The organism is Pseudoflavonifractor capillosus (genome assembly GCF_016899775.1).
GTDB lineage: Bacteria > Bacillota > Clostridia > Oscillospirales > Oscillospiraceae > Lawsonibacter.
In genome coordinates, this window is the sequence record NZ_JACJJE010000007.1 from 25908 (window position 1) to 51533 (window position 25626).

Genomic DNA, 25626 nt, shown 5'->3' on the forward strand with positions numbered 1-25626 from the left:
TGTCTTCAGAGTTACCGTGCAGGCGGCCAGAAAAATAGGAAACGCTTCCTCTCTGCGCTGGCGGACATGCCGTTGGAAACAGGTGGGAGACGTTTCTGACCACAGTTTCAGCCACAGAGTGGCGTGGAACATATGGAAACAGCACTTCCAAAGAGTGACGGAAAGTAAATGGAATGGAGCGGAAACGGCGCAAAACAAACGAAAAACATGCAAAAAATCTTTCGGAACCTATTTGGGAGCAGGAGGCCCGGGGTTCGAGTCCCCACACTCCGACCACCTTACGCAGAAAAACCGCCTGAAAAGGCGGTTTTTCTGCGTTTTTTGTTCTATTTTTGTTGCTTGGACGATTGCGGTTCGGCTCTGTATATCGCCGCCTCCTTTTTGCCACCGAACAATATCAAAGAAAGAGGGAAATATCTACTACTTTATCACCCTATGTCAACCTCTGTTGTCTTTTGTGCAGAGGCATGAGAAAATGGCTTAGGTTGCTTGCAGGAAGGGTTTATTCTTTGTTTATGCGGCGCATTTCCTGCGCCGCTCCTCTGAGGTGATTAGCCTGTCATCGCCCCCTCAAACCAGGCGGAACATCTTTTAATATACAGAATTCAATCCCACACCCATCCCAAAAGACGAAAGGTTTTCTTGAAACAAGCAGGGCAAAAGAGTTCTAAAGAGAAACTGCCGAAGCAGAGGAAAGGGCCAAAGAGGGCGATAGAGTTCAGACACACATATGGTCCTCCTCTCAGACAAAGCGTGTTACTCGGGTGTGGAACCCTCTGGTTGATTCTATTTTACGGTATGGGGCATGCAGAATAAAGGGCTTCTCCCGCAAATAACAGGGGGCTATTTCTGCAAAAAGGGAGCATTAACCGCCGTTTTTGTCCCCCTTCCGGTAGGCATTATACTGCTCAATATCAATAATTCCATTATCCAGCATCTTTTCGCACCAGAGCTGGAGGGTTTCCACTGTGATAGAGATCCGCTCCAGCTCCTCCTGGATGTGAATAAAATCGGCCAGCTCATCTTCCGTAATTTGCCCGTCGGCGGTGATCTCGATCAGCCGCTCCTTCTGCTTGTTCATGGAGTTGAGAGAGACCAGCATCTCCAGGACAATCTGGGAGAGCTCCTTGATCTTGATCTCTGGAACGTACTGCCACCCGATGGGACACTGGCTGGCACAGTAGTAGTTGCACAGTCCAGGCTGTTTATATTGATCGGACATTAGCAGCACCTCATCCGGATGGGGCATGGAGCGCTCATTTTCAATCTTCTCAATCCGCTCGGGAGACATGGTCACCAACAGCTCACTGGCGTCCTCCCAGGTCGGTTTCAGACTCTCCCGGGTCAGCTGGTAAATGGCCTTGTTTTCTTTGGTGGATACTCTGGCCATGATGCTTTCCTCACTCCATGCAAGAACCAAAACTTCTAGGTCCTGTTTTCTCCATTATACGGGATATGAGGGATAAAAACAATTACTTTCCTTGCCCTTTTCTCCCGTACGCCCTATGGAAACAAAAAAGGCGTTTCCTTTCCCGCCGGAACGAATCGCCGGTAAAGGGCAGGGAGCGTCTTTTTCTGCATGATAAACATCTTGTCACAGGTTCTGTTCCATATTGGCGCTGATCACATTGAAGTGGTGGTTGATGGCCAGAATCAGCTGGGCCTTATCCCGGCGGGCCAGAGCGTCCACAATCTGTTCGTGGGCGTACTGCAGCTGGTTGCCGGTCTGGAAGTTGCGCAGGATATGCCGGCGCATATCGGTGATGAAGCGGTCGATAGTGGTGGAGAGGGCCCGGTGAATCTGGATAATCAGCTCGTTGCCTGAGATGGCGGCAATGGTATCATGGAGCTGCTTATCCAGTTGGGCGGCCCGCTTGGAGGAACAGGACGCCATCTCCTCCACCATTCCGGACAGCTCCCGGACCTGCTCGTCGGTGATGCGCCCCAGGGCCAACAGGGCGGCCTGCAGCTCCAGGCCCGCCCGCAGCTCCCCCAGCCTCCGGTAGTCGATCTGCTGCAGGAGCATCAGCAGGTCAAAGGAGTCCTGCAGATTGCGCTGGATGTTGCAGCAGATAAAATTGCCGGCCCCTTGGTTGCTGACGATAAATCCCATATGCTCCAGCAGCCGAACTGCCTCCCGCACCGAGTTGCGGCTGATGCCCAACTGCTCGGCCAGCTCCCGCTCCGGAGGCAAGGGATCCCCCAGGGACAGCTGTCCGCGGCGCAAGGAATCCTCCAGATAGGTGAGCACTTTTTCATAGGATTTGGGCTGTTCCGCCATGGAAATCTTCCTCCTTGGCATGATGTACATGTAAATAGTATAGCACAAGGAGAAGGCCACTGTAAAGGTGCGACCAACTCATTCTAACTGGTAGGACCAACATGTTTTTAAAAAAGCCGATAATTGCAAACTTTTTCGTAATATTGTCCAATTATCGCCTTGACATCTAGAAGTCTCAGGAATAATATATAAATGTTCTAAAAATTCCTTGTATTGTTGCGCGCTTTTTATTTTATATGGTAGAACCAATTTAAGGAATAGGTCAACCACTGAAACAGGAGGTTATCATCTATGCAGACGATTTCCCTTCCTTACGGACGGGGCCGGGTTGAGGCTCAGATCCCGGACCAGCGCCTGGCGGCGGTTCTCCGCTCCGGCGCACAGAGCTATCGGCCTCAGGCCGACCAGGATCAGCTGGTGCGGCAGGCTCTGGAGAACCCCATCGGCACGCCCCCGCTCCGGGAATTGGCCAAAGGCAAGCATCAGGTTGTCATTATCAGCAGCGATCACACCCGCCCGGTCCCCAGCAAGGTTATTTTGCCCCAGTTGGTAGATGAGATCCGGGCCGGTTCCCCTTCTGCAAAGATCACCGTGCTGGTGGCCACCGGCTTCCACCGCCCCACCACCCGGGAAGAGATGCTGGACAAATACGGCGAGGAGCTTTTCCTCCGGTCCGGCCTGCACTTTGCCGTCCATCTCAGCGGCAAGGATGAGGACATGGTATCTCTGGGCACCCTGCCCTCCGGCGGCAAGCTGCTCATCAACAAGCTGGCCGCCCAGGCGGACCTGCTGGTGGCTGAGGGCTTCATTGAGCCCCACTTCTTTGCCGGTTTCTCCGGCGGGCGCAAGAGTGTGCTCCCCGGAGTCGCCAGCCGGACCACCGTACTGGCCAACCACTGCTCCGCTTTCATTGACAGCCTCTTTGCCCGCACCGGCATCCTGGACGGCAACCCCATTCACCGGGATATGATCTACGCCGCCCAGCAGGCTAAGCTGGCTTTCATCTGCAATGTAGTCATTGACGAGAAAAAAGAAGTGATTGCCGCTTTCGCCGGCCACTTCAATGAGGCCCACCGGGCTGGCTGCGCTTTTGTAGAACAGCTCTCCGGTGTCTCAGCTGTCCCCGCCCCCATTGTCATCTCCACCAACGGCGGCTATCCCCTGGACCAGAACATCTACCAATCGGTGAAGGGAATGACCGCTGCCGAGGCCACCTGCGCCCCCGGGGGTGTGATCATTATGGTCTCCGCCTGCAGCGACGGACACGGCGGCCAGTCGTTCTACGACACCTTCGCTCAGGAACCCGACGAGGAAAAAATCATGGCCTCCTTCCTGGCCACCCCCAGCGACCGCACCATTCCCGACCAGTGGGAAGCTCAGATTCTCTGCCGTATTCTCTTAAAGCACCCGGTGATCATGGTCACCCAGGCCCCCCGGGAGATGGTGGAGGCCATGCACATGCACTGGGCCCCCGATCTTTCGGCGGCCATCGACCTGGCCGACCGGCTGCTGGGCTGGGCGGACAGCCCCATCACGGTAATCCCCGACGGCGTGTCGGTGATTGTAAAGAAAGCAGAATAAATTACTTAATGAGAAGGAAAGAAAAGAGGAATCCGCTATGAGTCAGTATGAAAAAGTGACCCCCGAACTGATCCAGGCGTTGCAGGCTGCGGTGCCCGGCCGGGTCAGCGTGGACGGGGACATCAACGACGACTTCTCCCACGACGAGATGCCCATCTACGGCAAGGCCATGCCCGAGGTGGTGGTGGAGGCTGTCTCCACCGAAGAGGTGGCCGCAGTGATGAAGCTGTGCAACGAGCACCATGTACCGGTCACCCCCCGGGGCGCCGGCACCGGCCTGACCGGCGGCGCTGTCCCGGTCTGCGGCGGTGTGGTGCTGTCCATCGCCAAGATGAACAAGATTCTCTCCTACGACACCGACAACATGGTGGTCCGGGTCCAGGCCGGCGTGCTCCTCAACGATCTGGCCGAGGACGCAGCCAAGAAGGGCTTCCTCTATCCCCCCGATCCCGGCGAGAAGTTCGCCACCCTGGGCGGCAACGTGTCCACCAACGCCGGCGGTATGCGGGCGGTCAAGTACGGCACCACCCGGGACTATGTGCGGGCCATGACCGTGGTCCTGCCCACCGGTGAGATCGTAAACATGGGCGCCAGCGTATCCAAGACCAGCTCCGGCTACTCCCTGCTCAATCTGATGATCGGCTCTGAGGGCACTCTGGGCATCATCACCGAGCTGACTCTGAAGCTGATTCCCGCCCCCAAGGCTGTCATCAGCCTGGTGGCCCTCTATGAGAACCTGGAGGACTGCATCGCCACCGTGCCCAAAATGATGCGGGCCAACCTGCACCCCCAGGCCCTGGAGTTCATGGAGCGGGAGATCGTCCGCCTCAGCGAGTCCTACCTGGGCAAGAGCACCTTCCCCCAGACCTTTGAGGGCAGCGACGTGAACGCCTACCTGCTCATCACCTTCGACGGGGACAGCGAGGAGCAGCTGGACGAGATGATCGAGCAGGCCTCCGAGGTCCTGCTGGAGGCCGGCGCTCTGGACATCCTGGTAGCCGACACTCCCCAGCTGAAGAAGGACGCCTGGGCCGCCCGTTCCACCTTCCTGGAGGCCATTGAGGCCAACACCAAGCTGCTGGACGAGAGCGACGTGGTGGTGCCCGTCAACGAGATCGCCCACTATGTGAACTTCATCAACGAGATCGCCAAGGACTACGACTTCGAGGTCAAGAGCTTCGGCCACGCCGGCGACGGCAACCTGCACATCTACAACTGCTCCAACGACATGGACCCGGAGGAGTTCAAGCGCCAGGTGGCCGCCTTCATGAAGCGGGCCTACGGCAAGGCCACTGAGCTGGGCGGCCTCATCTCCGGCGAGCACGGCATCGGCCGGGGCAAGATGGAGTATCTGGCCGAGATGGTGGGCCCGGTGAACATGCGCCTGATGGAGGGCATCAAGCACACCTTTGACCCCAACATGATCCTGAATCCCGGCAAGGTCTGCTACACCCTGTAAACATACTGGAAAAGACAGAAAATCGAGCGGAGGAAAAACTCATGTCCTATTTGATTTCAGAGGCTGCCCAGGATCTGCTGGGCGATGTGAAGGATTTTTGTGAAAACGAGGTCAAGGAGCCCTGCAAGGAGTTTGACCGCAGCGGCGAGTGGCCCAAGGAGATCTACGACCAGGCTATCGAGATGCAGCTGCAGACACTGGAGGTCCCCGAGGAGTACGGCGGCCCCGGTCTGAGCCGGGTGGATGTGGCCGCCCTGTTTGAGGAGATGGCCAAGGCCGACGCCGGCTTTGCTACCACCATCTCCGCCAGCGGCCTGGGCATGAAGCCGGTGCTCATCGCCGGCAACGAGGCCCAGAAGAAGCACGCCTGCCAGCTCATCATGGACGGCGGCTTCGGTGCCTTCTGCCTCACCGAGCCCGGTGCCGGCTCCGACGCTAGCGCCGGCAAGACCACCGCCGTGAAGGACGGGGACAGCTACATCCTCAACGGCCGCAAGTGCTTCATCACCAACGGCGGCGTGGCCTCCTTCTACTGCGTCACCGCCATGACCGACAAGTCCGCCGGCGTGAAGGGCATGTCCATGTTCTTCATCGAGGCCGGCACCCCCGGTCTCTCCACCGGCCACGAGGAGGACAAGATGGGTATCCGCACCTCCAACACCTGCGACGTGGTGCTGGACGACTGCCGTATCCCTGCCTCCGATCTGCTGGGCGCTGAGGGGCAGGGCTTCACCATCGCCATGAAGACTCTGGACCAGGCCCGTGCCTGGATGGGCTGCATCGCCACCGGCATCGCCCAGCGGGCCATGGAAGAGGCCATTGCCTATGGCAAGGAGCGTGTCCAGTTCGGCAAGCCCATTCTGAAGAACCAGGCCCTCCAGTTCAAGGTGGCTGACATGGCCATCAAGATTGAGACCGCCCGTCAGATGGTGGCCCACACCCTGACTCTGATGGATCAGGGCCTGCCCTGCTCCAAGGAGTCCGCCATCGCTAAGTGCTATGCTTCCGACATCGCCATGGAGGTGGCATCCGAGGCCATCCAGATGTTCGGCGGTTACGGTTACAGCCGGGAGTACCCGGTGGAAAAGCTGCTCCGCGACGCTAAGATCTTCCAGATCTTTGAGGGCACCAACGAGGTGCAGCGCATTGTGGTTGCCAACAACACCATTGGAAAATTCTAATTGAAGGAGCTCGAGTGATATGGAGATTCTGGTTTGCCTGAAGCAGGTGCCCGATGACTCGGTGGAAATCCATCTGAAGCCCGGCACCGAGGAAGTGAATCTGGACGGCGTTACCCCAGTGGTCAACGCCTTTGATACCTATGCGCTGGAGATGGCCACCCGCCTCAAAGAAGCCGTGGGTGGCAACATCACCGCCATCACCGTGGGCCCAGAGAAAGCCCGGGACGCGGTGAAGACCTGCCTGGCCGTGGGCGCCAACCAGGGCTATGTCATCAGCGACCCCACTTTTGAGGGCGCGGACACCCTGGGCCGCAGCAAGATCCTGGCCGCCGCCATCCGGAAGCTGGAGGCGGACGCCGGCAAGCCCTTTGACCTGATTTTCTGCGGCCGCGAGGCCACCGACCGGGCCAGCGGTCAGCTGGGGCCCCAGCTGGCTGAGGCCATGGGCACCGGCGTGATTGTGGACCTGGTGGACATCGAGCAGACGGACGCCGGCATCTGCGCCAAGCAGGAGACTGAGGAGGGCTACCGCAAGGTAGAGTCCGCGCTCCCCTGCGTGGTCACGGTGAACAAGCCCGCCTATGACCCCCGTTACCCCACCATCAAGAGCAAGATGGCCGCCCGGAAGATGGCCATCCCCGTGCTCTCCGCCGCCGATCTGGACTCTGTGGAGCCCGGCAAGCCCACCGCCCACGTGGTCAAGGTCTTTGAGCCCGCCAAGCGCCAGGCCGGTGTGAAAATCAACGAGGAAACTGCTGCGGAATCCGCCATCAAGGCTGTGGATATGATGGCCGCCGCCAAGCTGCTGTAAAGGAGAGACAGACATGGATTGGGGCAATTGCAAAGATATTCTGGTCTTCCTGGAGCAAAAGGAAGGCAAAGTGGTAAATGTGAGCCTGGAGGCTCTGACTCCCGCCCGCACCCTGGCCGGTCTCACCGGCGGTAAGGTGCTGGCTTTGGCGGTGGGCACGGACAATGCCGCCGCCGCAGAAAAGGCTGCTCCGCTGTGTGACGGCGTACTCTCGGTAGAGGGTGCTGCCTTCAGCGACGGCTGCAGCGACGCCATGGTCTGCGCGCTGGAGGCCATGGTCAACAAGTATGCGCCCGCCGCGGTGCTGGCCGGCAACACCCCCCTGGGCCGGGAGCTCACCGCCCGGCTGGACGCCCGGAAGGGCCTGGGCAGTGTGCAGGACGCCACCGCGCTGAAGATCGACAACGGCACCCCCGTATGGACCGTTCCCCTCTACGGTGGCACGGTGCTCAACGACGTGGTGGTGGACACCCTGCCTGTAGTGGCCACCGTCCGCTCCGGCGCCTTCTCCAAGCCTGAGGCCGGCGAAGCCGCCCCTGTCACCGCTGAGGCGGTGGAGGTGCCCGCCGATGCCATCAAGACCAAGGTAGTGGAAGCGGTGAAGGAGATCTCCGAGTCCGTGAACCTGGAGGAGGCCAAGGTCATCGTCACCGGCGGCCGTGGTATGGGCAGCCAGGAGAACTTCGCCCTGGTGGAGGAGCTGGCCCAGCTGCTGGGCGGCGTGGTGGGCGCCACCCGTCCTGCCATCGAGGAGGGCTGGGTGTCCCGTGCCCACCAGGTAGGCCAGTCCGGCAAGATTGTCTCCCCCGCCCTGTACATCGCCTGCGGCGTGTCCGGCGCCACCCAGCACGTGTCCGGCATGACCGGTTCCGGCTATGTGGTGGCCATCAACAAGGACGAGGACGCCCCCATCTTTGATGTGGCCGATGTGGGCATCGTAGGCGACGTGATGAAGGTTCTGCCTGCCATGATCGAAGAAATCCGCAAGCGCAAGGCAGAGTAACCCAGTGGGCAGCTCTGCTACCTTTCCCCCGGTACTTTGCACGATGGCATGATTGGACAAAAACAACAACACACAACGGCACCCCGTTGGTCCAGCCTCACCGGTTGGTCCGACGGGGTGCCGTTTTTCTAAACCGGGCGCCCTCTGCCAGCAACTGAGGTACAAATACAGAAACGGTGGGAGCCAGAGGCCCCCCTGATCAAAACCTCCGGCTCCCGCCAGAAAGAAGGTTGGTATTTTCGAAACGTTTCCTGTCTCACCCCAGCAGTATCGTGATTGCATGGTCTAAAATATGGGGCGTTCTGTCATACAGGTTCTCCATCAGAACACGCTCGGTCAGCTTATGAAAATCTTTTCCCCAGGGGCCGATGTTGATGCCTGCCATGGAAATCTTCTTGATCTCTTCAAAGGGAATGTCATAATACCATCCGAACAGAGGCATACTCTGGGAAATCCGTTTCCGCTGCTCCTCCGGATCTTCAATGTTGATATAGCTCAAATCACAGATTCCGGTGTAGAAATATTCCCGGTCGTACTCCTGACCATAGCGCTCTTTGGTATAGCAATTGAGTTTCCCGCTCATATCCTGCGCTTCCGGAGCCATATCCGCAAAATAACAATTTAATACATTGGGATAATAGGGCGGCATCAGACCATACACAATGCGGGGTGATATGTCCTCAATATAGTCATAAATCCGGTCGATCAGGCGGAAATTTGCCTCGATCATATAGATCCTGCCCTGTTCCAGTTCTTGTCGCAGCTGCTTCTGTTCCGCGGCAAACGCAGCGGCAAACGCTTCTCCGCCGCTGGCACAGGCCTCCTGGTACAGCTCGCCGAACGTCACCACCTTTTCCTTCCAGGGCAGCCGTTCCACAGGCCGCCCGGTTCGTTTCCGGAATTCAGCATAGCTTGCATTCAGCCGGTCAATCACCGCCGCAAAGCTCTCTTCACAGATCCTCTTAACACGCTCCATCAGCTCCCCGGGTGTCTGTTTTAGCGTCAGAACACTGAAACATTCCTGCGCCGTCAGCGGCATGGAAACATCATAGCGGTCTTTGCTGTCCTTCATATACAGCCACATGGGAGGCGGCGCCGCTTCCCCCTGGACCGTGTCCGAAAACTCCATATTAACTTCTGTCCGGGTCACAATTTCTGCCAGGACAGAGGCCGGGTTGAGCCCTTCAAACACCTTGCCGGCGTGGGAAAGGAAGCCGCGCACATATATAAACGGCATCATCTTACCCACGGTTCCTCCTGAAAACACGCCCCGGGAAAAATCCTTCCGCTGGTGGGGCTCGGAATTGATCATCATCAGGTAGCGCAGGCCATACCGGTCCTGCAACTCTGCCAGCAGACGATCCGCTCCCCGCATACCGGCCGACAGATTTTCTTCATCGGGAACCCCGAGCACAATGACATTGCCCTGGAAATCCGGCAGGCGGCTGTATGCCTCCAGCAGTGCGTACTGAATGGACCCTCCGCCCTCCATATCGCAACCGCCCCGGCAGAACAGGAACTTTCCCGACTCCAGATCTTGCCGGGCCTCCTCCGGCAGCATATCCTTATGCTGCATCAGCGCCTCCCGTAGTGGTTCCGGCGCATAGGCCCAGGACTTCAATGTCTTGTAATCCTCAATGTCCACCACGTCGTAATGGTGGACCAGCACGATGGTTTTGTCTCCGCTCCCCCGGACCATAGCCCAGCATACGCTGCGCCCCAGGCCGTCCCCCTGGATGGGATACAGCCCCCAGTGATCCGGATGCTGGGCAAAGTAGGGAATCTCCTGGATGTACGCCCGGAAAAAATCCTCCACGCCGCGCTCCGCCTGTGTATTAGTTATACTTGGAACCGCTACATAGCGATAGAGCAGTTCTTGGATGCGCACGCCCAGCTGATCAAAGTCAATGTCATGGTTTTTCATACGCTCACCGCGCTCTACTTTCTGCACACAGGACAAGTCAGGCAGGTCGGCCCGCCAGTTCCCTTATAGGAGATTTCCTGTCCCTCAGCACTTCAATTCCCTTGTCCTCCAGCTTTTTCTGGATCTCCGGACAGCCCTGAATCAGCACGCATTTTTTCGGCTCCAGAGCCAGGAGATTCGTGCCCAAATAATCATACTCCTTGTCTCCGCACTCAATCAGCTCAAATCCTTTCTCCAGCAGATAGTTGCGGAAAAATACCGGCATATACTTGGAGTAGACCACCGCTTTGTCCGTATCCACAAAGCTGACAATGCTCATCAGAGGCAGGCAGGCATCCGGGCCGTCACCGTAGGGCATGGGAACGATCACATACTCATCCACCAGCCCTTTTGTCAGTTCCTTGAATTGACGGATGCCCTCCTCGTTGGTCCGGCGGCCCAGCCCAATGGCCACGGTGCGCTCATCAATCCAAAGGACGTCGCCGCCCTCCATCTTTCCAGGAGGCTGAATATATCCCAGGGTGGGTACGCCCTGACTTTTCAGGAACTCTTCCGTAGCCAGATATTCCTTGCTGCGCAGCTCCTTCCCCATGGGGAAGTAATGGCTCCCTTTTCCGTAATTTTAACCGGATCATGGGTATAAATGGAGTCCAGGCCACCTCTGGGATCATAGGGCAAGGCATATACATTGGGAACATGGGCCCGAATAATGGACTCAAACGTATTATATTCCTTTTTGTCAAAGTCCGGGCATCCAAAATACTTAAAGGCCTCTCAGTTGGCTTCCAGATTTTCCTGACTGACATAGGCATCCACCGGCCGCTTGATCAATATGCTGTCAATTTTCTTGACCATACTTTGACATCCGTAATTCATCGCACAAACCTCCTGTTATAGTCCTCTGTACTCTTTATGCTCCTGCTTGATCTGATGCATGCGATCCGGGTTGCAATACAGCGCCGCGGCATTCTGGATGGCCTGATGGGTATTGGGCTTAGTCATCTCTTCCGCAAATTCCACCGTGTGGCACTGATAGTCTTTCCCAATGCTCATCACCGGATGGAACGCCGGGCAGTGGTAATCCACATTGCCGATGTCAGATGAGCCGGTCATGCCCTCCACTCCCTCCAGCAAGGGGAGATCCAGCGCCTCATAGCATTCCTTCATAACCTGCCTGCCCGAGGGACTGACATACAGTTCATGATAGGCCTCGCCCACCGGATGGAACTCCACCTGGGTCCGGGTGGCCATGGCAGCCGCTTTGGAACAATCCTTGACACACTGGGTGATGTCATTGAGCTGGCTGCGCTTTGGTGCCCGGGTCAGAAATTCAACCTCCGCCCGGTCCGGCACAATATTGGAGGCCATGCCGCCAGCCTTGATTATTCTATGGATTCTCGCATCCTGGATGATATGCTGACGCATCATATCCGTGGCATCCATAAACAGTCTGGCCGCATTGAGGGCGTTGCGTCCCTGCTCCGGCGCGGAAGCCGCATGGGCGGCCACCCCGGTCCATATAAACTGCAACCCATCCAAGGCAATAAAATTGACATCAATGAGATTTGCCCCTCCCATATGCACCATGATGGCAAAATCATAGGCATCGAAAATTCCCTGATCTGCCATGATACATTTTGCGCCGTTGATTTCTTCATCCGGAGTGCTGATGATATCCACCCCGAAGGGCAGTTGCTCTTTTATGGCGTTCAGAGCCAGGGCGGACAGCACGCTGGCGCTGCCGCTGGCACAGTGGCCGCAGGCATGACCCATTGTTATGCCAATATATTTGTGAATTGATAAAGAATATTGGCTTTGACGGAATTGCGTTTAATTCATCTCGTGTTCAGCAATCTTTTAGGAGTGGAGAAGGAACTGATTTTACAATCTTTCATGATACCGGTAAATGCTATCCCATCTCATCTGAGTTATACTACGTATCAAATATAAAGGTTGAACATCAAAAGGCTCCATCATGACATAACAATGGTGACAATATGAAGCTCCAATTTAAAAACCATCCCTTTCAGGCGGGGGTACAGGCAATGTGAAAACGTACATTTAAAAATCAAGGGCGGAAGCTGTTCGCCTCCGCCCTTGATTACTCCAGAGATATTTTTAAGGTTTTCCCCAAACTGTCTGCCATTTTCTGCAGAAAGGCCAGGGAAGGGTTGTAGGTTCCACTTTCAAATCTGGAGATATTGGCCTGCGCCGTCCCCATTTTCTCGGCCAGTTGTTTTTGAGTCATGCCGATGGCTCTGCGGCTCTCAATTTCAGCACGAATGATCTCGTATTGAGGCGCCAGCACATCGTACTCCTCCTTGACTTCGGGGCGCTCAGCAAATACCTTTGCCTTATACTCCTTAAAGTCCATATGATGCGGCCTCCTTTTTGTGTTGGGCATATTTATTGTGCCCGGCTTTGATAATCCTCCATCCGCTTCTTTGCAATCGCGATTTCAGTCGGCGGTGTTTTTTGGGTTTTCTTCGTAAAGCCGTGGAGCAGTACCAGCTTATTCCCATCCCAGATGAAATAGAAGATACAATAGATGTTGCTGGAAAATTTCGAGCGCAGCTCCCAAATCGGCCCATCAATATGTTTTGTATGGGGCTCATGTAAGTCTGGAGCACATTGCGCCAGAAGCTCAATATTCCCGGATCACCTTTGCCAAGTCTTTAGAGGGCAGGCTATCCAGAAACTCCTGTACCACCTCTTTGCGTGATCGTGTGCAATAAAGCGCAACATCCATTGAATCACCACCTAACTTGATCTACGCAGAGTATATTATATAGGATATACCGAGTCAATATCATATATGATATGTTAAGATGATAATATGAAACTTTAATTCAAACACCAGCCCTTTCAGGCGGAAGCGGAGGTCTGTGATGTATTTAACAGCCAGCCCATGCGCACCACCACCTACCGCCTAGACTGGGCGATATGACCAATGTCCAGACGGAGTTGAACATGACGGATATCGGCTTTCGGAACCATCCGCTGGTGCCGAAACTCACCAACGCCCGTATCCTGGACAATCTACGCACCGGCCAACGGCGGGGCGTCCTGAAGCTCTCCAATACCCTGGCCGGGCCGGGCATTAACTATCTATTGAGGTAGAGACAGGCAACGGTAAGACCTATTTTAAGGACAATGTATCACACGCCAGGGTTTTATTCTCTGTTTATGCGGCGCAGTTTTTGCGTCTCTGTTTTGAGGTGATTTAGCCTGTCCCCCCCTCAAACCGGACGGAACATCTTTTAATACACAGAATCCAATCCCACATAAATCCCAAAAGGCGAAAGGTTTTCTTGAAACAAGCAGGGCAAAAGAGTTCTAAAGAGGAATTGCCGGAGCACTGAGAAGCGTTAAACAGGGTACAAAAGTACTCCTTGAAAGGACGGACATATTTTTGGGAGCAAGATGCCGGGAGTTCGAGTCTCCCCACTCGGACCAAAAACCGCCTAAAAACTGATGTTTTGAGGCGGTTTTCATAACTTTTCAAACAATAATTTGTTTAACGTTCTGCACAAATATGGTCTCAAATGTGGTCAACACACTTTTTCGGATTTGTTTTGAATTTTCGTTGTAAACAAAGCTTCTTGTCCGTCTAAGCCACAATTCGTCCCAGAAAGAAGCAAAAACAAACTGTACAAATTTTGAAATATGGGGTCATGACCACCTATTCACGATCAGTTCACGCGGTCGCAGCCTTATCTTTGAATCTTGCGTCGCAAAATCTGATAGGCCCATCGCGCTTCCCGGCCTTGTTCCTCTCAGCGGAGCCGTGTATAATGGCAGTGGAAAACAGTGAAATAAACGAGTAAGGAGCAGCGCCATGCGGATCCTCATGCTGGGCAACAGCTTTATCTTCACCAATAATATGCCTCAGATGCTCGCCGAACTGACCGGGGCGGAGGTGGTCCACCACACCCGGGGCGGGGCGCGGCTGTCGGAACAGCTGAACCCCAGCACCAGGCTGGGCAGTCAGACCCAGGCGGCGCTCCAAAAGGAGAAGTGGGACTATGTGGTGCTCCAGGAGATGAGCCACGGCCCCATCACCTCCCCCAAGAGCTTCTTTTCCAGCGTGGAGCAGCTTTGCCGGCAGATTCGGGCAAACGGGGCAGTCCCAATTTTGTTCGCCACCTGGGCCTATCAGAGGGGCGGAGCCAAGCTGACGGACAAGGGCTGGGACTACGACGAGATGGCCCGAAAGCTGTCCGAGGCCTACCACAAGGCGGCACTGGAAAATAACGCCCTGATCGCCGATGTGGGCCGACGGTTTTACGAGTGGTCCGATCCCCAGGACCTCTATGCTGCCGATGGCGTTCATCCCAGTGAGCTGGGCTCTCATATTGCGGCGGAGACCATTGCGGCAGTGATCCAGCAGCACGAAAAGGAGGCGCAGTAATATGCCAAACACCACAAAGCAGGCTCTGGAGGAATCCCTGAAGCATATGCTGCTGAAAAAGCCCCTGGACAAGATTACCATCCGGGACATCACCGAGGACTGCGGCATCAGCCGCATGGCCTTCTACTACCACTTCAAGGACATCTACGACCTGGTGGAGTGGGCCTGCATCGAGGACGCGTCCAAAGCCCTCCAGGGGAAGAAGACCTACGAGACCTGGCAGGAGGGGCTTCTGCAGATCTTTGAGGCAGTGCAGGAAAACAGGCCCTTCATCCTCAACGCCTACCGCTGTATCAGCCGGGAGCAGATGGAGCGGTTCCTCTATCAGCTGACCTATGGCCTGATCCGGGGCGTGGTGGAAGAGCAGAGCCGGGGGACGGCCATCTCTGAGGAGGATAAGTCCTTTATTGCGGAATTTTACAAGTACAGTTTTGTAGGGGTTATGCTGGACTGGATTCGCCAAGGAATGACCGACGATCCCCAGGTGTTGACGGGAAAGATCAGCGCCGCCATGCGGGGCAGTATCGCCAACGCCATCCGAAATTTTTCGGAAACAGAATAAGAGCCGCTTTACAATCCGGGCCCGATGATTAGTTTTTGATCATCGGGCCCGGATTGTAAATAGAAGAAATGCTTTGCAGGGAGTAAAATCAAGCCATCAAAATGAATCCGGCCCGCAGAAGCGGCAGGATCGGAAAGGCGGTATCTGACATGGATAAGAAATTGGGAGCACTGACTGCAGCGGCGGCTGTAGCTGGAGCGGGCGCGGCGGTAGTTCTGGCAAAGAAGGGGGGCGGCGGCAAAAAAGCGGCGGAGAAGTCCGGGCCTGAAACCTGCGCCCCGGCCTCCTATCGGAATACAGAGCTGGGGAAACACGAGAAAAACCGCAAGGGTATCTATTACACCAACGGCAACTATGAGGCCTTCGCCCGGCCGGAGAAGCCGGAGGGGGTGGAGAACAAAAGCGCCTACATCGTGGGCAGCGGCCTGGCGGCCCTGGCGGCGGCCTGTTTCCTGGTGCGGGACGGGCAGATGCCCGGGGACCACATCCACATCCTGGAGGCCATGGACGTGGCCGGCGGGGCCTGCGACGGCATTTTCGACCCCAGCCGGGGCTATGTGATGCGGGGTGGCCGGGAGATGGAGGACCACTTCGAGTGTCTGTGGGACCTGTTCCGCTCCATCCCCTCCCTGGAGAAGCCGGGGGCCTCGGTGCTGGACGAGTTTTACTGGCTCAACAAGCACGACCCCAACTACTCCCTGTGCCGGGCAACGGTGGACCGGGGCCGGGACGCCCGCACCGACGGGAAGTTCAACCTGAGCCAGAAGGGCTGCATGGAGATCATGAAGCTCTTCATGACCCCGGACGAGGACCTGTACGACAAGACCATCGAGGACGTCTTTGACGACGAGGTGTTCTCCTCCACCTTCTGGCTGTACTGGCGGACCATGTTCGCCTTTGAGAACTGGCACAGCGCCCTGGAGATGAAGCTCTACTTCCAGCGCTTCATCCACCACATCGCGGGACTCCCCGACTTCAGCGCCCTGAAGTTCACCCGGTACAACCAGTATGAGTCCCTAATCCTGCCCATGCAGAAGTACCTGGAGGCCGCCGGGGTGGACTTCCGCTTCGGTACCGAGGTCACCAACGTGATCTTCGACATCCGGGACGGCAGAAAGACGGCCACCGCCATCGAGTGCCGGGTCAACGGCGCGGAGCAGGGCATTGTCCTCACGGAGAGCGACCTGGTGTTTGTCACCAACGGCTCCTGCACCGAGGGGACCATCTACGGCGACCAGGACCACGCCCCCAACGGGGACGCGGAGGTGCGCACCAGCGGCTGCTGGAGCTTGTGGAAGAACATCGCCAAGCAGGATCCCGCCTTTGGACGGCCGGAGAAGTTCTGCTCCGACATCTCCAAGACCAACTGGGAGTCGGCCACCATCACCACCCTGGACGACAAGATCCTCCCCTATATTACCAACATCTGCAAGCGAGACCCCCGCACCGGGAAGGTGGTCACCGGCGGCATCGTCAGCTGTCAGGACTCCAAGTGGCTGCTGAGCTGGACCATCAACCGCCAGGGGCAGTTTAAGGAGCAGGAGCCGGAGCGAGTGTGCGTCTGGGTGTACGGCCTCTTTACCGACGTGCCCGGCGACTATGTGAAAAAGCCCATGAAGGAGTGTACCGGGAAGGAGATCACCCAGGAGTGGCTCTACCACATCGGCGTGCCGGTGGAGCAGATCCCGGACCTGGCCGCCCACAGCGCCGTGTGCGTGCCCACCATGATGCCCTACATCACCGCCTTTTTCATGCCCCGGACCAGGGGAGACCGGCCCGATGTGATCCCCGACGGCTGTGTGAACTTCGCCTTCCTGGGCCAGTTCGCCGATACCCCCCGGGACACCGTGTTCACCACCGAGTACTCCGTGCGCACCGCCATGGAGGCCGTCTACGGCCTGCTGGGGGTGGACCGGGGCGTGCCCGAGGTGTGGGGCAGCGTGTACGACATCCGGGAGCTGCTGCACAGCACCGTCTGCCTGATGGACGGCAGGTCCCCGCTGGATGTCTCGCTGCCCGGTCCTCTGGAACTGCTGAAAAAGCCGCTGCTGAGGGCGGTCCGGGGCACCGTCATCGAGAAGGTCCTGCGGGATCAGGACGTGCTCCGGGACAACATGTGACCGTTGGGTTCTGCCATTCTGCGTCCTGAAAACCGAGGAGACGACCGTTACCCAGAATACTTTCATCCCTAACCGGGGACTCCTTCTCAAAGATCGTCGCCCGTCATGAGATTGAAAACATTGATATAATGACAAATGAAAGAGGATCGTATCGAGTTATGATACGATCCTCCTCTATTTCAGATTCCCCCCCAGCATTCCCTGCATCATCGCATACCACTTCGCCGCCGTGTGCCTCGTCACCCCGGCGCCTTTGGCGATGGCCCGATAACTGGTCACGTTGGGGTGGAACTTCATGTACATCCAGATCTTCTTCTGGGTTTTGGTGAGCTTGTCCGGCGGAGCGATGCCCCGCATTTTGTCCCGCAAGGCCTGCCGCTCCGCATTCATCTGCTGGATCAGCACCTTCAGTTTCGCCTCGCACTCCTCCCGAGTGTGGGCGTAGACGCATTTGGAATGCTTGGTGCCGTCCGGCCAGGTGGGGGAGTAGCGGCCTTCGAACAGGTGGTCATTGATTTGGGTGATGCACCCGGTGCCGGGCTTCCGGGTTTTTCTCAGCACCGGCTGGAAGTTCGCAGCCAAGTCCTGCTCTGCCTGAACGGATTCCGCCTGTACCTCGTTGCCCAGACCACGGTCGATCTTGGCCGCCGCCTCGGTCTGCATATCCCCTGTGACGTGGGTGTAGATGTCCAGGGTGGTTGCCGCCGACACATGGCCCAGCATGGCGGAGAGGGTCTTCACATCCATGCCGCTCTCCAGGGACAGGGTGGCAAAGGTGTGGCGTAAATCGTGGAATCTGATCCTCTTACACCCGGCCCGCTCCAAAATGATCTGGAGCCGCCGGCGCACCGCTCCCGGCGTCATGGGCATGTCCTCTTTGACCGGCGAGGAAAACATCCACCGGGAGTCCACCGTCTCCCGGTATTGCCGCAGCACCTCCACCACGCCGGGCGGCAGGACCAGCCTGCGGATGGACGCCTTGGTTTTGGGGACGCTCACCTGGAGCTGTCCCTTCACCTCGTAGACCTGCTTGTTCACGGTCAGGGCCCCGGTCTTGAAATCCAGATCGTCCCACTGGAGAGCCAGTAGCTCTCCTCGGCGCAGGCCGGTGCATAAGTCCAGAAGAAACAGTTCGAAATAACCTTCTGCCTGTGCCTGGATGAGGAACCGCTGGAGCTCTTCCCGGCCCAGCACCTGCATTTCCCTGCCCCGCTTGGGCGGCAGCTTGCAGCCCACCGCCGGGTTGGTGCGGATCAGTTCCTCCTGCACCGCCTTCTCCAGCGCGGACCGGCAGGCGGCGTGGAGGCCGCGTACCATGGAGTCGGAGAGGCCCTTGCCGAACTGCTCCGTGCGGATGAGCCGCCCGCCCGTTTTCATCCGGGCATAGAACTGCTGGAGGTCCTTCTGGGCCAGCTGGTTCAGGGGGATCTTCCCCAGCTCCGGGATGATGTGCTGATAGATCTTCGCCTCGTAGTTGGCCTGGGTGGTAGGGCGGATCTGAGGTTTCACATAGTTCTGGTACCAGAAGTCCAGCCACTCCCCGAAGGGCATCTCCGGCCGGACCTTCTCCGTCCTGGGGCCGGTCACCGTCTCCCGGAGCTGTTTCAGCTTCTCCTGGCACTCCCGTTTCGTCTTGGCCAGGACGTTTTTCGTTCTGGGCAGGCCCTTCTCGTCATAGCCGATGACCACCCGGCCCTCCCAGCGGCCGTCGTTCCGCTGGCGGACGGAGCCCTCGCCCTTTTTACGCCGCTTACCCATGGCGGGCACCTCCCTCCGGCCTGTCTCTTTGCCACGGTTTCAGGTCTTCCCCCAGGAGATCTTCCAGGAAACCGCCCACGATGTGGCTGGCCTCCTGCTGCATGTCCGGCGTCACGTGGGTGTAGGTGTCCAGGGTGAAGCTGGCGTTGGTGTGGCCCAGGATACCGGACAGGGTCTTGGTGTCCACGCCGCTGGTGAGGGCGTGGGTGGCAAAAGTGTGCCTTAAATCGTGGAATCGGATCGCAGGCAGCCCCGCCTCTCTTAAGATTCGCTTCATCCAGTAGTAGGCGGCACTGGGGCGTACCGGCTTCTCCGGAGCCAGAGGTTCCGGGAAAATCCACTGACTGACGGCGTGCTTTTTCCGCTCCTTCAGCCGCTGGACGGTGCTGGGCGGCAGACGAATGGTCCGCCGGCCCTGGCTGGTCTTCGTCTCGCCGATCTCCAGCTCTCCGGCCTTGGGGACATTTACCGACCGAAGGACCCTCAGCGTTCCGGCCTTCTCGTCGAAGTCCTGCCACATGAGACCGCAGATCTCGCCCCGCCGCAGGCCGGTGGTCAGCTCCGTGTAGAAGAAGTCACGCCAGATCTCGCTGCGGTCTACCGCCGCCAGGAAGATGTCCATCTGCTCCTTTGTGAGGATCTGTTTGGGCTTATAGCTGGCCTTGGGCACCACAGCCCCGTCGGTGGGGTTCCGGGCGATCACATGGGCGGCCTCCGCGTCCTTCAGGCACCGATGGAGCATGGCGTGGATGCGGAGCACCATGGTGTCCGACAGTTCGTGCCCGTGTTCCGGGTGCTCGCGGACACGGCCCTCGTGTTTCAGTTTTCGGTACAGCTTTTGAATGTCCATGCGGGTCACCCGGGAGACGATCTTATCCCCCAGATAGGGCTTGATGTAGCACAGGATGAACTGCTCGTAGCTGCGCAGGGTGTTGGGCCGCAGGGTGGCCGCACCGTAGTCCTCCATCCACCGGTCCAGCCATTCCCCCAGAGTCATGCGGCTGTCCTCGGTGAGCTCCACGTCCTGAAAGGCCTCCAGGTCCCGGTGGAGCTTGTCCAGCAGTTCCTTCTGGGTTTTCGCCAGGACATACCGAAAGATGGGCTCGCCGTTTTGCTTGTGGCCCACCACGATGCGGCCCTCCCAGCGGCCGTCCTCCCGCTTTCGGACCATGCCGTCGCCGGATGGCCGTCGCTTTGTCATGGTCTATTCCTCCTTATAGATGCTGCTTAGTTCGCCGTTGTCCTCGTCCAGTGCTTCCAGGACGATGCGTGCTCCCAGCCGGAAGCCCAGGATGAACTGCTCCAGTGCCATGGTGCTGCAGATCTCATTCTCCGCATTGAGGAGCCGCCGCAGCAGGACCTTATCTTGTTCCTCCAGACGGGCGGTAAGTTTCTCTTCGCACTCCTCCGATTGGTCTATGGCTTTTTGCAGGGACGAGTTCGGTCTGGTTTGTCTTTCATTGGGGGTGATGGATCCGAAATACAGATTTTCTAGTGTGTCTCGCATGTGTGCCGCCTCCTTTTACGACTCGCCAAGCGCCTCGCTTCGCTCGGTTGTTCGCATGCATGGAGCCTGTGGGCTCCTATCAGCAACACACAATACCCGAACTTCCTCCCAATAGCCACCCCCAACCGCAACTATTTTCAGAAAGTTATCATTTTCAGAAACTCTGGTACGGGCTATCAAACACCTTGTCTCCCCGCCGCCGCTGTGATATGATTTTCATACAGACTGTGCAGAGCAGGGGGACGGAGATCCTATGGCGGAAGTGATTGCACTAATGGAAGAGTTCGGAACGTCCGTGCTCCAGCCCGGTGCCGTGGTCGGCATCGCCGTCACTGTTATCCTCTTTATCCTGGAGGTGCGGTGGTCCCATGCCCATCCGCCCCATAGCAGGCGCGTGGAGAAAGCAGTCGCCCTGGGCCATGTGGTGACGGCCAAGCGGATCAAATACTGGGATGACGGCGTCACGCCTGATGAGAAGACCACCTCGCACTATCACGCCACCTACGCCTATGAGGTCTCCGGAAAACAGTATCAGTACAAATACCTGGAGCGCGCCGTCCCGCCGGTGCAGATCCAGCTGTACTATCTGGATGATCCCGGCAGAGCATTCCGCAGCAAAGAAAAGCGAAGCGGATTCGCTCAAGTTTTCTTTCTCCTGTTCCCCATCGCGGTGGGTGTGGCAGTGATGCTCCTGCTTGGGATCAGATGATTGGGGCGCCGCCTCCCGCTGGTGCGGGAGGCGGCTTGCTCATGTGCGGTGTCACTCTGTGAAAGGATGGCCCTGTATTTGGCGCTGCCAGCACTTCTGGAAGGTTGGCACGCTGCCCAGGTTCTTGACCTCTTGGGCACTGTCCTCCCGAATCCAGCGCAGCTCCTCACTGTTGGTGTTCAGAATTGTGGACAGCAGACGGGCCACCGTGGCCAGCTCCACCGCCATCTTGTACTGGCCTGTTCCCAGGGATTTGCACAGGGTCTCGAATCGGTTTGTGTCAAAGCCGTCCCTGTGGAGCTGGGGCAGCTCCTGGGTGAGCAGATAGTTCACATAGAACTCAATGGCCCGTTCCACAAAACTGTTGCGGGAGCGGACGCCGGCCCGTGTCAGATTCTCGTCGCACAGTTTCAGGTGCTTGGGGGTCAGGGCGATTCCCGCCTTAACGCGTTTTTCGGACATAGGATAGATTCACCTCCCCGGTACCAAGGGTGTACCTTCGGAACCCCTTGATTTTTCTGGAGTTTTGGTTGGTTTCCGCACCGGTATTGGGTACCAGACTGCCAAAAGCGACGCTGTGACCGGTACCGCCGGCCCGCCCTGCGGGTCCGGTGTTTTCGGGGCGGGAGGCACCGGCCAGGTGTCCGCCCCTTTTTCCTTGTACTCAAATCCAACGGCCCAAATCTCCGCAAATCCGGCGGAAAACTGGGGGACAGGAGCCGGGGGTATCCGGGCTCCTGCTGTGAGAGAAAAAGGCACACGCAGGCGTACAGGAGGCCACACGGGGCGATTACGGCTCAGAGGCGGCCGGGACGGCAGGGGAGAGGAGAGCGGCGGCCTCTCCGATGTCGGAGGCCAAGTGCAGCCGCACCATCTCTCCCGATACCAGAAGTCGAAAAAGGGCCGACCGGTAACATACGTCTATTTCCTCCTGGCACTGTTTCACGAACAAACGCTGTTCCTGGGTGAGATCTCCGTGCCGGACGTCGCAGAGATAGAGCTGGACCTGCTGTGCGTCCAGGGGAGTGCCGTGGATTTTCTGCCAGCGCCGGACGGTGTATCTCTTGATGTCTGCTGTACGTTTGGCGGCCAGAAGCGGGTCCGATTCCAGGAGCGCGTCCATGAGCTTGTGCCACACGGTCATATACCTCCCCGCTTTGTGTACTGATTCAGACGTTCATCTGCTTTCCACTGTTCCATTGCACGCTCAGCTTCCTGGATCTGTCCCTCATAAAACTGGTTGATGGACATCTGGATGGGCAGGATGTGGTAGCGGAGACAGCCATTGCGGGTGCGGCCGTCCCAGGTGGTAACAGTGGTGCGCTCTGTTCGAATCAGACCCCGGTCCTCCAGCTCGATTACATATTTGCGCACCGTGTTGACGCTCATTCCCACCGCTTCCCCAATCGTTCGGTAGCTGGCCAGACACTGGTAGGTCTTCCGGTCCTCCTGGCGCATCAGGTAGCCGTAGACTACCACCGCACCGGGGGATAGTCCCAGAGAGTAGATCTCGTTGGGGAGGGGGAAGTAGTTTTTGATGGGGTCGCGCTTTGTCCAGGTCTGCCGGCTCATGTGGCGTCACCTCCCGACTGCAGCTCTACCCACTGGATGAACTTCTCCTTGGGGACCACCATTCGGCTGCCCACGCGCAGCGTGGGGAAGCCGGGTTCGTGGAACAATTCGTAGGCGGTGGAGATGGACACGCCCAGTACTTGTGCCACAGTTTTCGCGTTGAGGAACAAGGGGAGCTCCTCATAGTGCTTATAGTTGGATACGATCAAAATTAGTTCCCTCCGAGAAAAAATTCAGAGAAAATTTCCTGCGTTTCGGAGGCCTCTCTGTCGGACGAAACACAGATTCACGTTGTGTGTTCCGAAACACAGCTGACCGCCGGACTGCTGCGGCGGTTTTGCGGATGTTCGAAACTGTCATGTGTGTCCTCCTTTATAGATCAATTGCTTGCCACACACCATACCCGTTCCTGCCCTGCGGCCTTGTCTGACCTTCACGGCGTTTCCTTCCCTTTGGTACGCTCGGCTGTCGGAGCCCTGCGGCAGTGTCCTGGCATTACTTTTCCGGGGAGTATCGTCTCTGGTGATGGGTATTCCCTTGTCAAGGTGCAGTGACTTTGCGGCTGTCTTTCCATTGACAAATTGCCCTTACGGTGGTAGACTTACCGTAACTTTTAATTAGACAGCTCCGCGACATTATCGTAACCCAGGAGCGGACATCTGTCAAGACTTATTATAAAATAATTTTTCGATATGTCGATTTTGGAGGTGGCTATGTGGTACGCGAAAATGTACGTTTCAGGAAGACATGAGATTTTTGAGTTCGATGCGTATGGGGTGCAGGGGGCACCCTCCGCAAGGAAGGTCCTTCCCTTTCTGGAGAGTCTGCTGTCGTTCCTGGAACTGGACTGCAGGGAGCTTACACCGATGTTCCAGAAGATTGGCGACAGCTGGGAGCGCAGAATTGCCGAGGGTGACCGGGAGGCGGGGACAGCAGCCATGATGGAACTGGGAAAGCTGGCGGCCCGGCACATCTATTTTCGCCTTCTGTACGTGCGTTGGTTTGAGCGGATGAACTGCATGGGACTTGACCAGGACTGGGGCAGTGAGGAGGACTGGAACATGCTCTCGGAACTGCGTCAGCTGCCGGAGCAGCTCCCACGGTACCAGGAGCAGATCCAACGTTTCTTTGACCTGGTGCTGGACGTGGACAAGGCGGGGCGGGATCCCCAGAAGCAGGCCTTCCTGCAGTACCTGGATGGCGAACCCATCCGCCCGGGCATGTTCGCCTTCCGCCCGATCCCGCTGAGCTTCGAACCGGTGGAGTCAGATCGGTGTGCTTCGGTTTTGTACGCCTCGGAGCTCCTGGATATGATTGACTACTCCCTGCGTAGCTGCGTGGAACGGGGCATCACCGTCCGGCGGTGCAAAAGCTGTGGCCGCTATTTTCCGCAGACCGGCCGGGTCAGTGCAGAGTACTGTGAACGCCCGGTGGCCGAAGGTCAGCAGACCTGCCGGGAGAGGGGAGCTTCCCAGGCGTGGGAACTGAAGCGGTCCAATGATCTGGTGTTTAAGGCCTACCGCAAGGAGTACAAAAAGCGCTTTGCCCGGATCAAGGCCGGAAAGCTGACCCAGGAGGAGTTCTCCGCCTGGAGCGAGCAGGCCAGAGAGAAAAGGAGCGAGTGCGACGTAGGGGCACTCACATTGAAAGAATTTGAGCGGTGGCTGAAGGAGTCGTAAGGACAAGTCGGCAGAAAATGAACAACGGGATCGGCGATTCAGCCGATCCCGTATTCTTTTGAATAGGCAATGCAGATTTTGAGACGCGTGCTCGTGCTTACACCTGTCATTTCCGAGTTTATGACTCAGTTTCATAGGGCCAGGTATTGATACCGCCGAATTCGTAGATGTTGGTGTAGCCCAGTTCCGCCAGGGCAGAGGATGCTGTCTTGCTGCGGTTCCCGCTGCGGCAGTAGACCAGCACCGTGGAATCTTTTTCAGGGATCACCTCTGCGGCGGTATCCTCGTCGATGGTTCCCACCGGCAACAGGACCGCGCCAGGGATGTGGCCGCTGTCGTACTCATCCTGCTCCCGTACATCCAGGATGATGACTTCCTGGGTGTCCATCATCTCTTTGGCCTCTTCCTGGGTGATCTGCTGGTATCCGTCTGAGGTATTTCCCTTGCACCCAGTCAACACCAGCAGAAGAGAAATCAGCATGGGCAGAATTCGTTTCATTTAAGTACCTCCAAAAGTCCGGCTGCAAAGGCTCTGTGCCCTTGCTCCGTAAAGTGGACACCGTCGTAAGCCAGGGGGATATCCCACTTCACGGCGTCGGCAAAGCGGATGCCCAGCTGCTCCGCCAGGACTTGACAGAGCCGGGCAAAGGTGCGGGAATCGTTAATGAGCTGTTGGTCTGACACTCACGTGCCCCGTTTCACCGGCGGCGGGGCGATCACCAGGATCTTGCTTCGATCCAGGGGGATGCCAGAGAGGAACCGCTCCAACCGTTCAGCGGCCTGTTCCGGACTTCTGCCCTGAAGCAGGTCGTTGGTCCCAAGCATGACGATCAGCAGATCCGTGTCTGCAGGGAAGGAGGGGGCAACAGTGGGGATCTCCCGGCCATTCTGCCCCATGTTGCAGACGGTCCAGCTGGTTTCCGCAGCCAAGATGTCCACCCACCGGCAGTCCACGTCATAGCGCCCGCCGAAATAGCCTCGGGGGTCATATCCGTAGGTGTTGGAGTCACCGAAGCAGATGACATTCATTGTGTGTTTCCTCTTTTCTGCGTGATATCGGGGGAACTT

At 57.4% G+C, this 25626-nt stretch carries 28 protein-coding genes; 11 read left to right on the forward strand and 17 right to left on the reverse strand.

The genetic code is table 11. The features are described from left to right. Positions 1 to 865 precede the first annotated feature (865 nt). Positions 866 to 1390: an XRE family transcriptional regulator gene (locus H6B31_RS03685; RefSeq protein ID WP_204897265.1), complete on the reverse strand. Its 525-nt coding sequence runs from the start codon at positions 1388 to 1390 to the stop codon at positions 866 to 868. 204 nt (positions 1391 to 1594) lie between these two features. Next, on the reverse strand, positions 1595 to 2281 hold the full coding sequence (locus H6B31_RS03690) for a FadR/GntR family transcriptional regulator (protein WP_191345748.1): 687 nt from the start codon (positions 2279 to 2281) through the stop codon (positions 1595 to 1597). Between the two features lie 291 nt (positions 2282 to 2572). Between H6B31_RS03690 and larA the strand changes: the two genes are divergently transcribed. Genes larA through H6B31_RS03715 form a run of 5 tightly spaced genes read left to right on the forward strand, consistent with a single transcriptional unit; the run spans position 2573 to position 8316 of the window. Then, positions 2573 to 3862 carry a nickel-dependent lactate racemase gene (gene larA, locus H6B31_RS03695; RefSeq protein WP_087287380.1) on the forward strand — a complete coding sequence of 430 codons (1290 nt, stop codon included), beginning with the start codon at positions 2573 to 2575 and terminating at the stop codon, positions 3860 to 3862. 37 nt (positions 3863 to 3899) lie between these two features. Beyond that, positions 3900 to 5321 (forward strand): D-lactate dehydrogenase, encoded by a 1422-nt coding sequence (locus tag H6B31_RS03700; protein ID WP_087287377.1) that lies wholly within the window; start codon positions 3900 to 3902, stop codon positions 5319 to 5321. 41 nt (positions 5322 to 5362) lie between these two features. Beyond that, positions 5363 to 6502: an acyl-CoA dehydrogenase family protein gene (locus tag H6B31_RS03705; RefSeq protein WP_087287371.1), complete on the forward strand. Its 1140-nt coding sequence runs from the start codon at positions 5363 to 5365 to the stop codon at positions 6500 to 6502. Positions 6503 to 6521: 19 nt separating this feature from the next. Continuing rightward, a complete protein-coding gene (locus tag H6B31_RS03710) occupies positions 6522 to 7313 on the forward strand; it encodes an electron transfer flavoprotein subunit beta/FixA family protein (protein ID WP_191345750.1) in 792 nt (263 codons plus the stop codon). Between the two features lie 13 nt (positions 7314 to 7326). Next, the gene (locus H6B31_RS03715; protein ID WP_087287365.1) at positions 7327 to 8316 is read left to right on the forward strand and encodes an electron transfer flavoprotein subunit alpha/FixB family protein; all 990 of its coding nucleotides are present in this window, start codon (positions 7327 to 7329) and stop codon (positions 8314 to 8316) included. A 256-nt stretch (positions 8317 to 8572) separates the two neighbouring features. Here H6B31_RS03715 and H6B31_RS03720 read toward each other — a convergent pair whose 3' ends face one another. The 5 genes from H6B31_RS03720 to H6B31_RS03740 all read right to left on the reverse strand — a co-directional run bounded on the left by H6B31_RS03720 (position 8573) and on the right by H6B31_RS03740 (position 12889). Next, complete coding sequence (locus H6B31_RS03720) at positions 8573 to 10240, reverse strand: M20/M25/M40 family metallo-hydrolase (RefSeq protein ID WP_204897266.1); 1668 nt, start codon at positions 10238 to 10240, stop codon at positions 8573 to 8575. 37 nt (positions 10241 to 10277) lie between these two features. Next, positions 10278 to 10832: a dimethylarginine dimethylaminohydrolase family protein gene (locus tag H6B31_RS17070; protein WP_243418825.1), complete on the reverse strand. Its 555-nt coding sequence runs from the start codon at positions 10830 to 10832 to the stop codon at positions 10278 to 10280. Positions 10833 to 11131: 299 nt separating this feature from the next. Beyond that, entirely contained in the window at positions 11132 to 12013 is an 882-nt protein-coding gene (locus tag H6B31_RS03730; protein ID WP_204897267.1) for a M20/M25/M40 family metallo-hydrolase, read from the reverse strand. Positions 12014 to 12341: 328 nt separating this feature from the next. After that, positions 12342 to 12614, reverse strand: coding sequence for a helix-turn-helix domain-containing protein (locus H6B31_RS03735; RefSeq protein WP_204897268.1), 273 nt, complete (start codon positions 12612 to 12614; stop codon positions 12342 to 12344). A gap of 32 nt (positions 12615 to 12646) precedes the next feature. Further along, entirely contained in the window at positions 12647 to 12889 is a 243-nt protein-coding gene (locus H6B31_RS03740) for a type II toxin-antitoxin system RelE/ParE family toxin (RefSeq protein WP_346014031.1), read from the reverse strand. A 321-nt stretch (positions 12890 to 13210) separates the two neighbouring features. Between H6B31_RS03740 and H6B31_RS03745 the strand changes: the two genes are divergently transcribed. The 4 genes from H6B31_RS03745 (at position 13211) to H6B31_RS03760 (ending at position 17333) form a co-directional block, all read left to right on the forward strand. Then, complete coding sequence (locus H6B31_RS03745) at positions 13211 to 13360, forward strand: hypothetical protein (protein WP_204897269.1); 150 nt, start codon at positions 13211 to 13213, stop codon at positions 13358 to 13360. Positions 13361 to 14078: 718 nt separating this feature from the next. Further along, on the forward strand, positions 14079 to 14651 hold the full coding sequence (locus H6B31_RS03750) for an SGNH/GDSL hydrolase family protein (protein WP_204897270.1): 573 nt from the start codon (positions 14079 to 14081) through the stop codon (positions 14649 to 14651). A 1-nt stretch (position 14652) separates the two neighbouring features. Further along, positions 14653 to 15213, forward strand: coding sequence for a TetR/AcrR family transcriptional regulator (locus tag H6B31_RS03755; RefSeq protein ID WP_204897271.1), 561 nt, complete (start codon positions 14653 to 14655; stop codon positions 15211 to 15213). A gap of 149 nt (positions 15214 to 15362) precedes the next feature. After that, positions 15363 to 17333 carry an oleate hydratase gene (locus H6B31_RS03760; protein ID WP_204897272.1) on the forward strand — a complete coding sequence of 657 codons (1971 nt, stop codon included), beginning with the start codon at positions 15363 to 15365 and terminating at the stop codon, positions 17331 to 17333. A 174-nt stretch (positions 17334 to 17507) separates the two neighbouring features. Here the strand turns inward: H6B31_RS03760 and H6B31_RS03765 are convergent, their stop codons facing one another. Genes H6B31_RS03765 through H6B31_RS03775 form a run of 3 tightly spaced genes read right to left on the reverse strand, consistent with a single transcriptional unit; the run spans position 17508 to position 20598 of the window. Then, complete coding sequence (locus H6B31_RS03765; protein WP_204897273.1) at positions 17508 to 19091, reverse strand: tyrosine-type recombinase/integrase; 1584 nt, start codon at positions 19089 to 19091, stop codon at positions 17508 to 17510. After that, a complete protein-coding gene (locus H6B31_RS03770) occupies positions 19084 to 20292 on the reverse strand; it encodes a tyrosine-type recombinase/integrase (protein WP_204897274.1) in 1209 nt (402 codons plus the stop codon). The genes H6B31_RS03765 and H6B31_RS03770 overlap by 8 nt, the downstream gene beginning before the upstream one ends. Before the next feature lie 3 nt (positions 20293 to 20295). Next, complete coding sequence (locus H6B31_RS03775; RefSeq protein WP_204897275.1) at positions 20296 to 20598, reverse strand: DUF6809 family protein; 303 nt, start codon at positions 20596 to 20598, stop codon at positions 20296 to 20298. A gap of 253 nt (positions 20599 to 20851) precedes the next feature. Between H6B31_RS03775 and H6B31_RS03780 the strand changes: the two genes are divergently transcribed. Continuing rightward, positions 20852 to 21307, forward strand: coding sequence for a hypothetical protein (locus H6B31_RS03780; RefSeq protein WP_191523685.1), 456 nt, complete (start codon positions 20852 to 20854; stop codon positions 21305 to 21307). Between the two features lie 51 nt (positions 21308 to 21358). Here the strand turns inward: H6B31_RS03780 and H6B31_RS03785 are convergent, their stop codons facing one another. From H6B31_RS03785 to H6B31_RS03800, 4 genes are all read right to left on the reverse strand, one after another. After that, entirely contained in the window at positions 21359 to 21769 is a 411-nt protein-coding gene (locus H6B31_RS03785) for a hypothetical protein (RefSeq protein WP_204897276.1), read from the reverse strand. A gap of 328 nt (positions 21770 to 22097) precedes the next feature. Beyond that, entirely contained in the window at positions 22098 to 22445 is a 348-nt protein-coding gene (locus H6B31_RS03790) for a hypothetical protein (protein WP_204897277.1), read from the reverse strand. Between the two features lie 2 nt (positions 22446 to 22447). Then, on the reverse strand, positions 22448 to 22879 hold the full coding sequence (locus H6B31_RS03795; protein WP_204897278.1) for a helix-turn-helix domain-containing protein: 432 nt from the start codon (positions 22877 to 22879) through the stop codon (positions 22448 to 22450). After that, positions 22876 to 23088 carry a helix-turn-helix domain-containing protein gene (locus H6B31_RS03800; RefSeq protein ID WP_204897279.1) on the reverse strand — a complete coding sequence of 71 codons (213 nt, stop codon included), beginning with the start codon at positions 23086 to 23088 and terminating at the stop codon, positions 22876 to 22878. The genes H6B31_RS03795 and H6B31_RS03800 overlap by 4 nt, the downstream gene beginning before the upstream one ends. A gap of 657 nt (positions 23089 to 23745) precedes the next feature. Between H6B31_RS03800 and H6B31_RS03805 the strand changes: the two genes are divergently transcribed. Next, on the forward strand, positions 23746 to 24558 hold the full coding sequence (locus H6B31_RS03805) for a DUF6076 domain-containing protein (protein ID WP_243418826.1): 813 nt from the start codon (positions 23746 to 23748) through the stop codon (positions 24556 to 24558). A 118-nt stretch (positions 24559 to 24676) separates the two neighbouring features. On the opposite strand, the gene H6B31_RS03810 is transcribed toward H6B31_RS03805, so the two are convergent. From H6B31_RS03810 to H6B31_RS17080, 3 genes are read right to left on the reverse strand one after another with little or no spacing between them, the layout of a single operon-like run. Then, positions 24677 to 25057 (reverse strand): rhodanese-like domain-containing protein, encoded by a 381-nt coding sequence (locus H6B31_RS03810; protein ID WP_204897281.1) that lies wholly within the window; start codon positions 25055 to 25057, stop codon positions 24677 to 24679. Then, complete coding sequence (locus H6B31_RS17075) at positions 25054 to 25242, reverse strand: SGNH/GDSL hydrolase family protein (protein WP_243418827.1); 189 nt, start codon at positions 25240 to 25242, stop codon at positions 25054 to 25056. The genes H6B31_RS03810 and H6B31_RS17075 overlap by 4 nt, the downstream gene beginning before the upstream one ends. Then, positions 25243 to 25587 (reverse strand): GDSL-type esterase/lipase family protein, encoded by a 345-nt coding sequence (locus H6B31_RS17080; RefSeq protein WP_243418828.1) that lies wholly within the window; start codon positions 25585 to 25587, stop codon positions 25243 to 25245. Positions 25588 to 25626 lie beyond the last annotated feature (39 nt).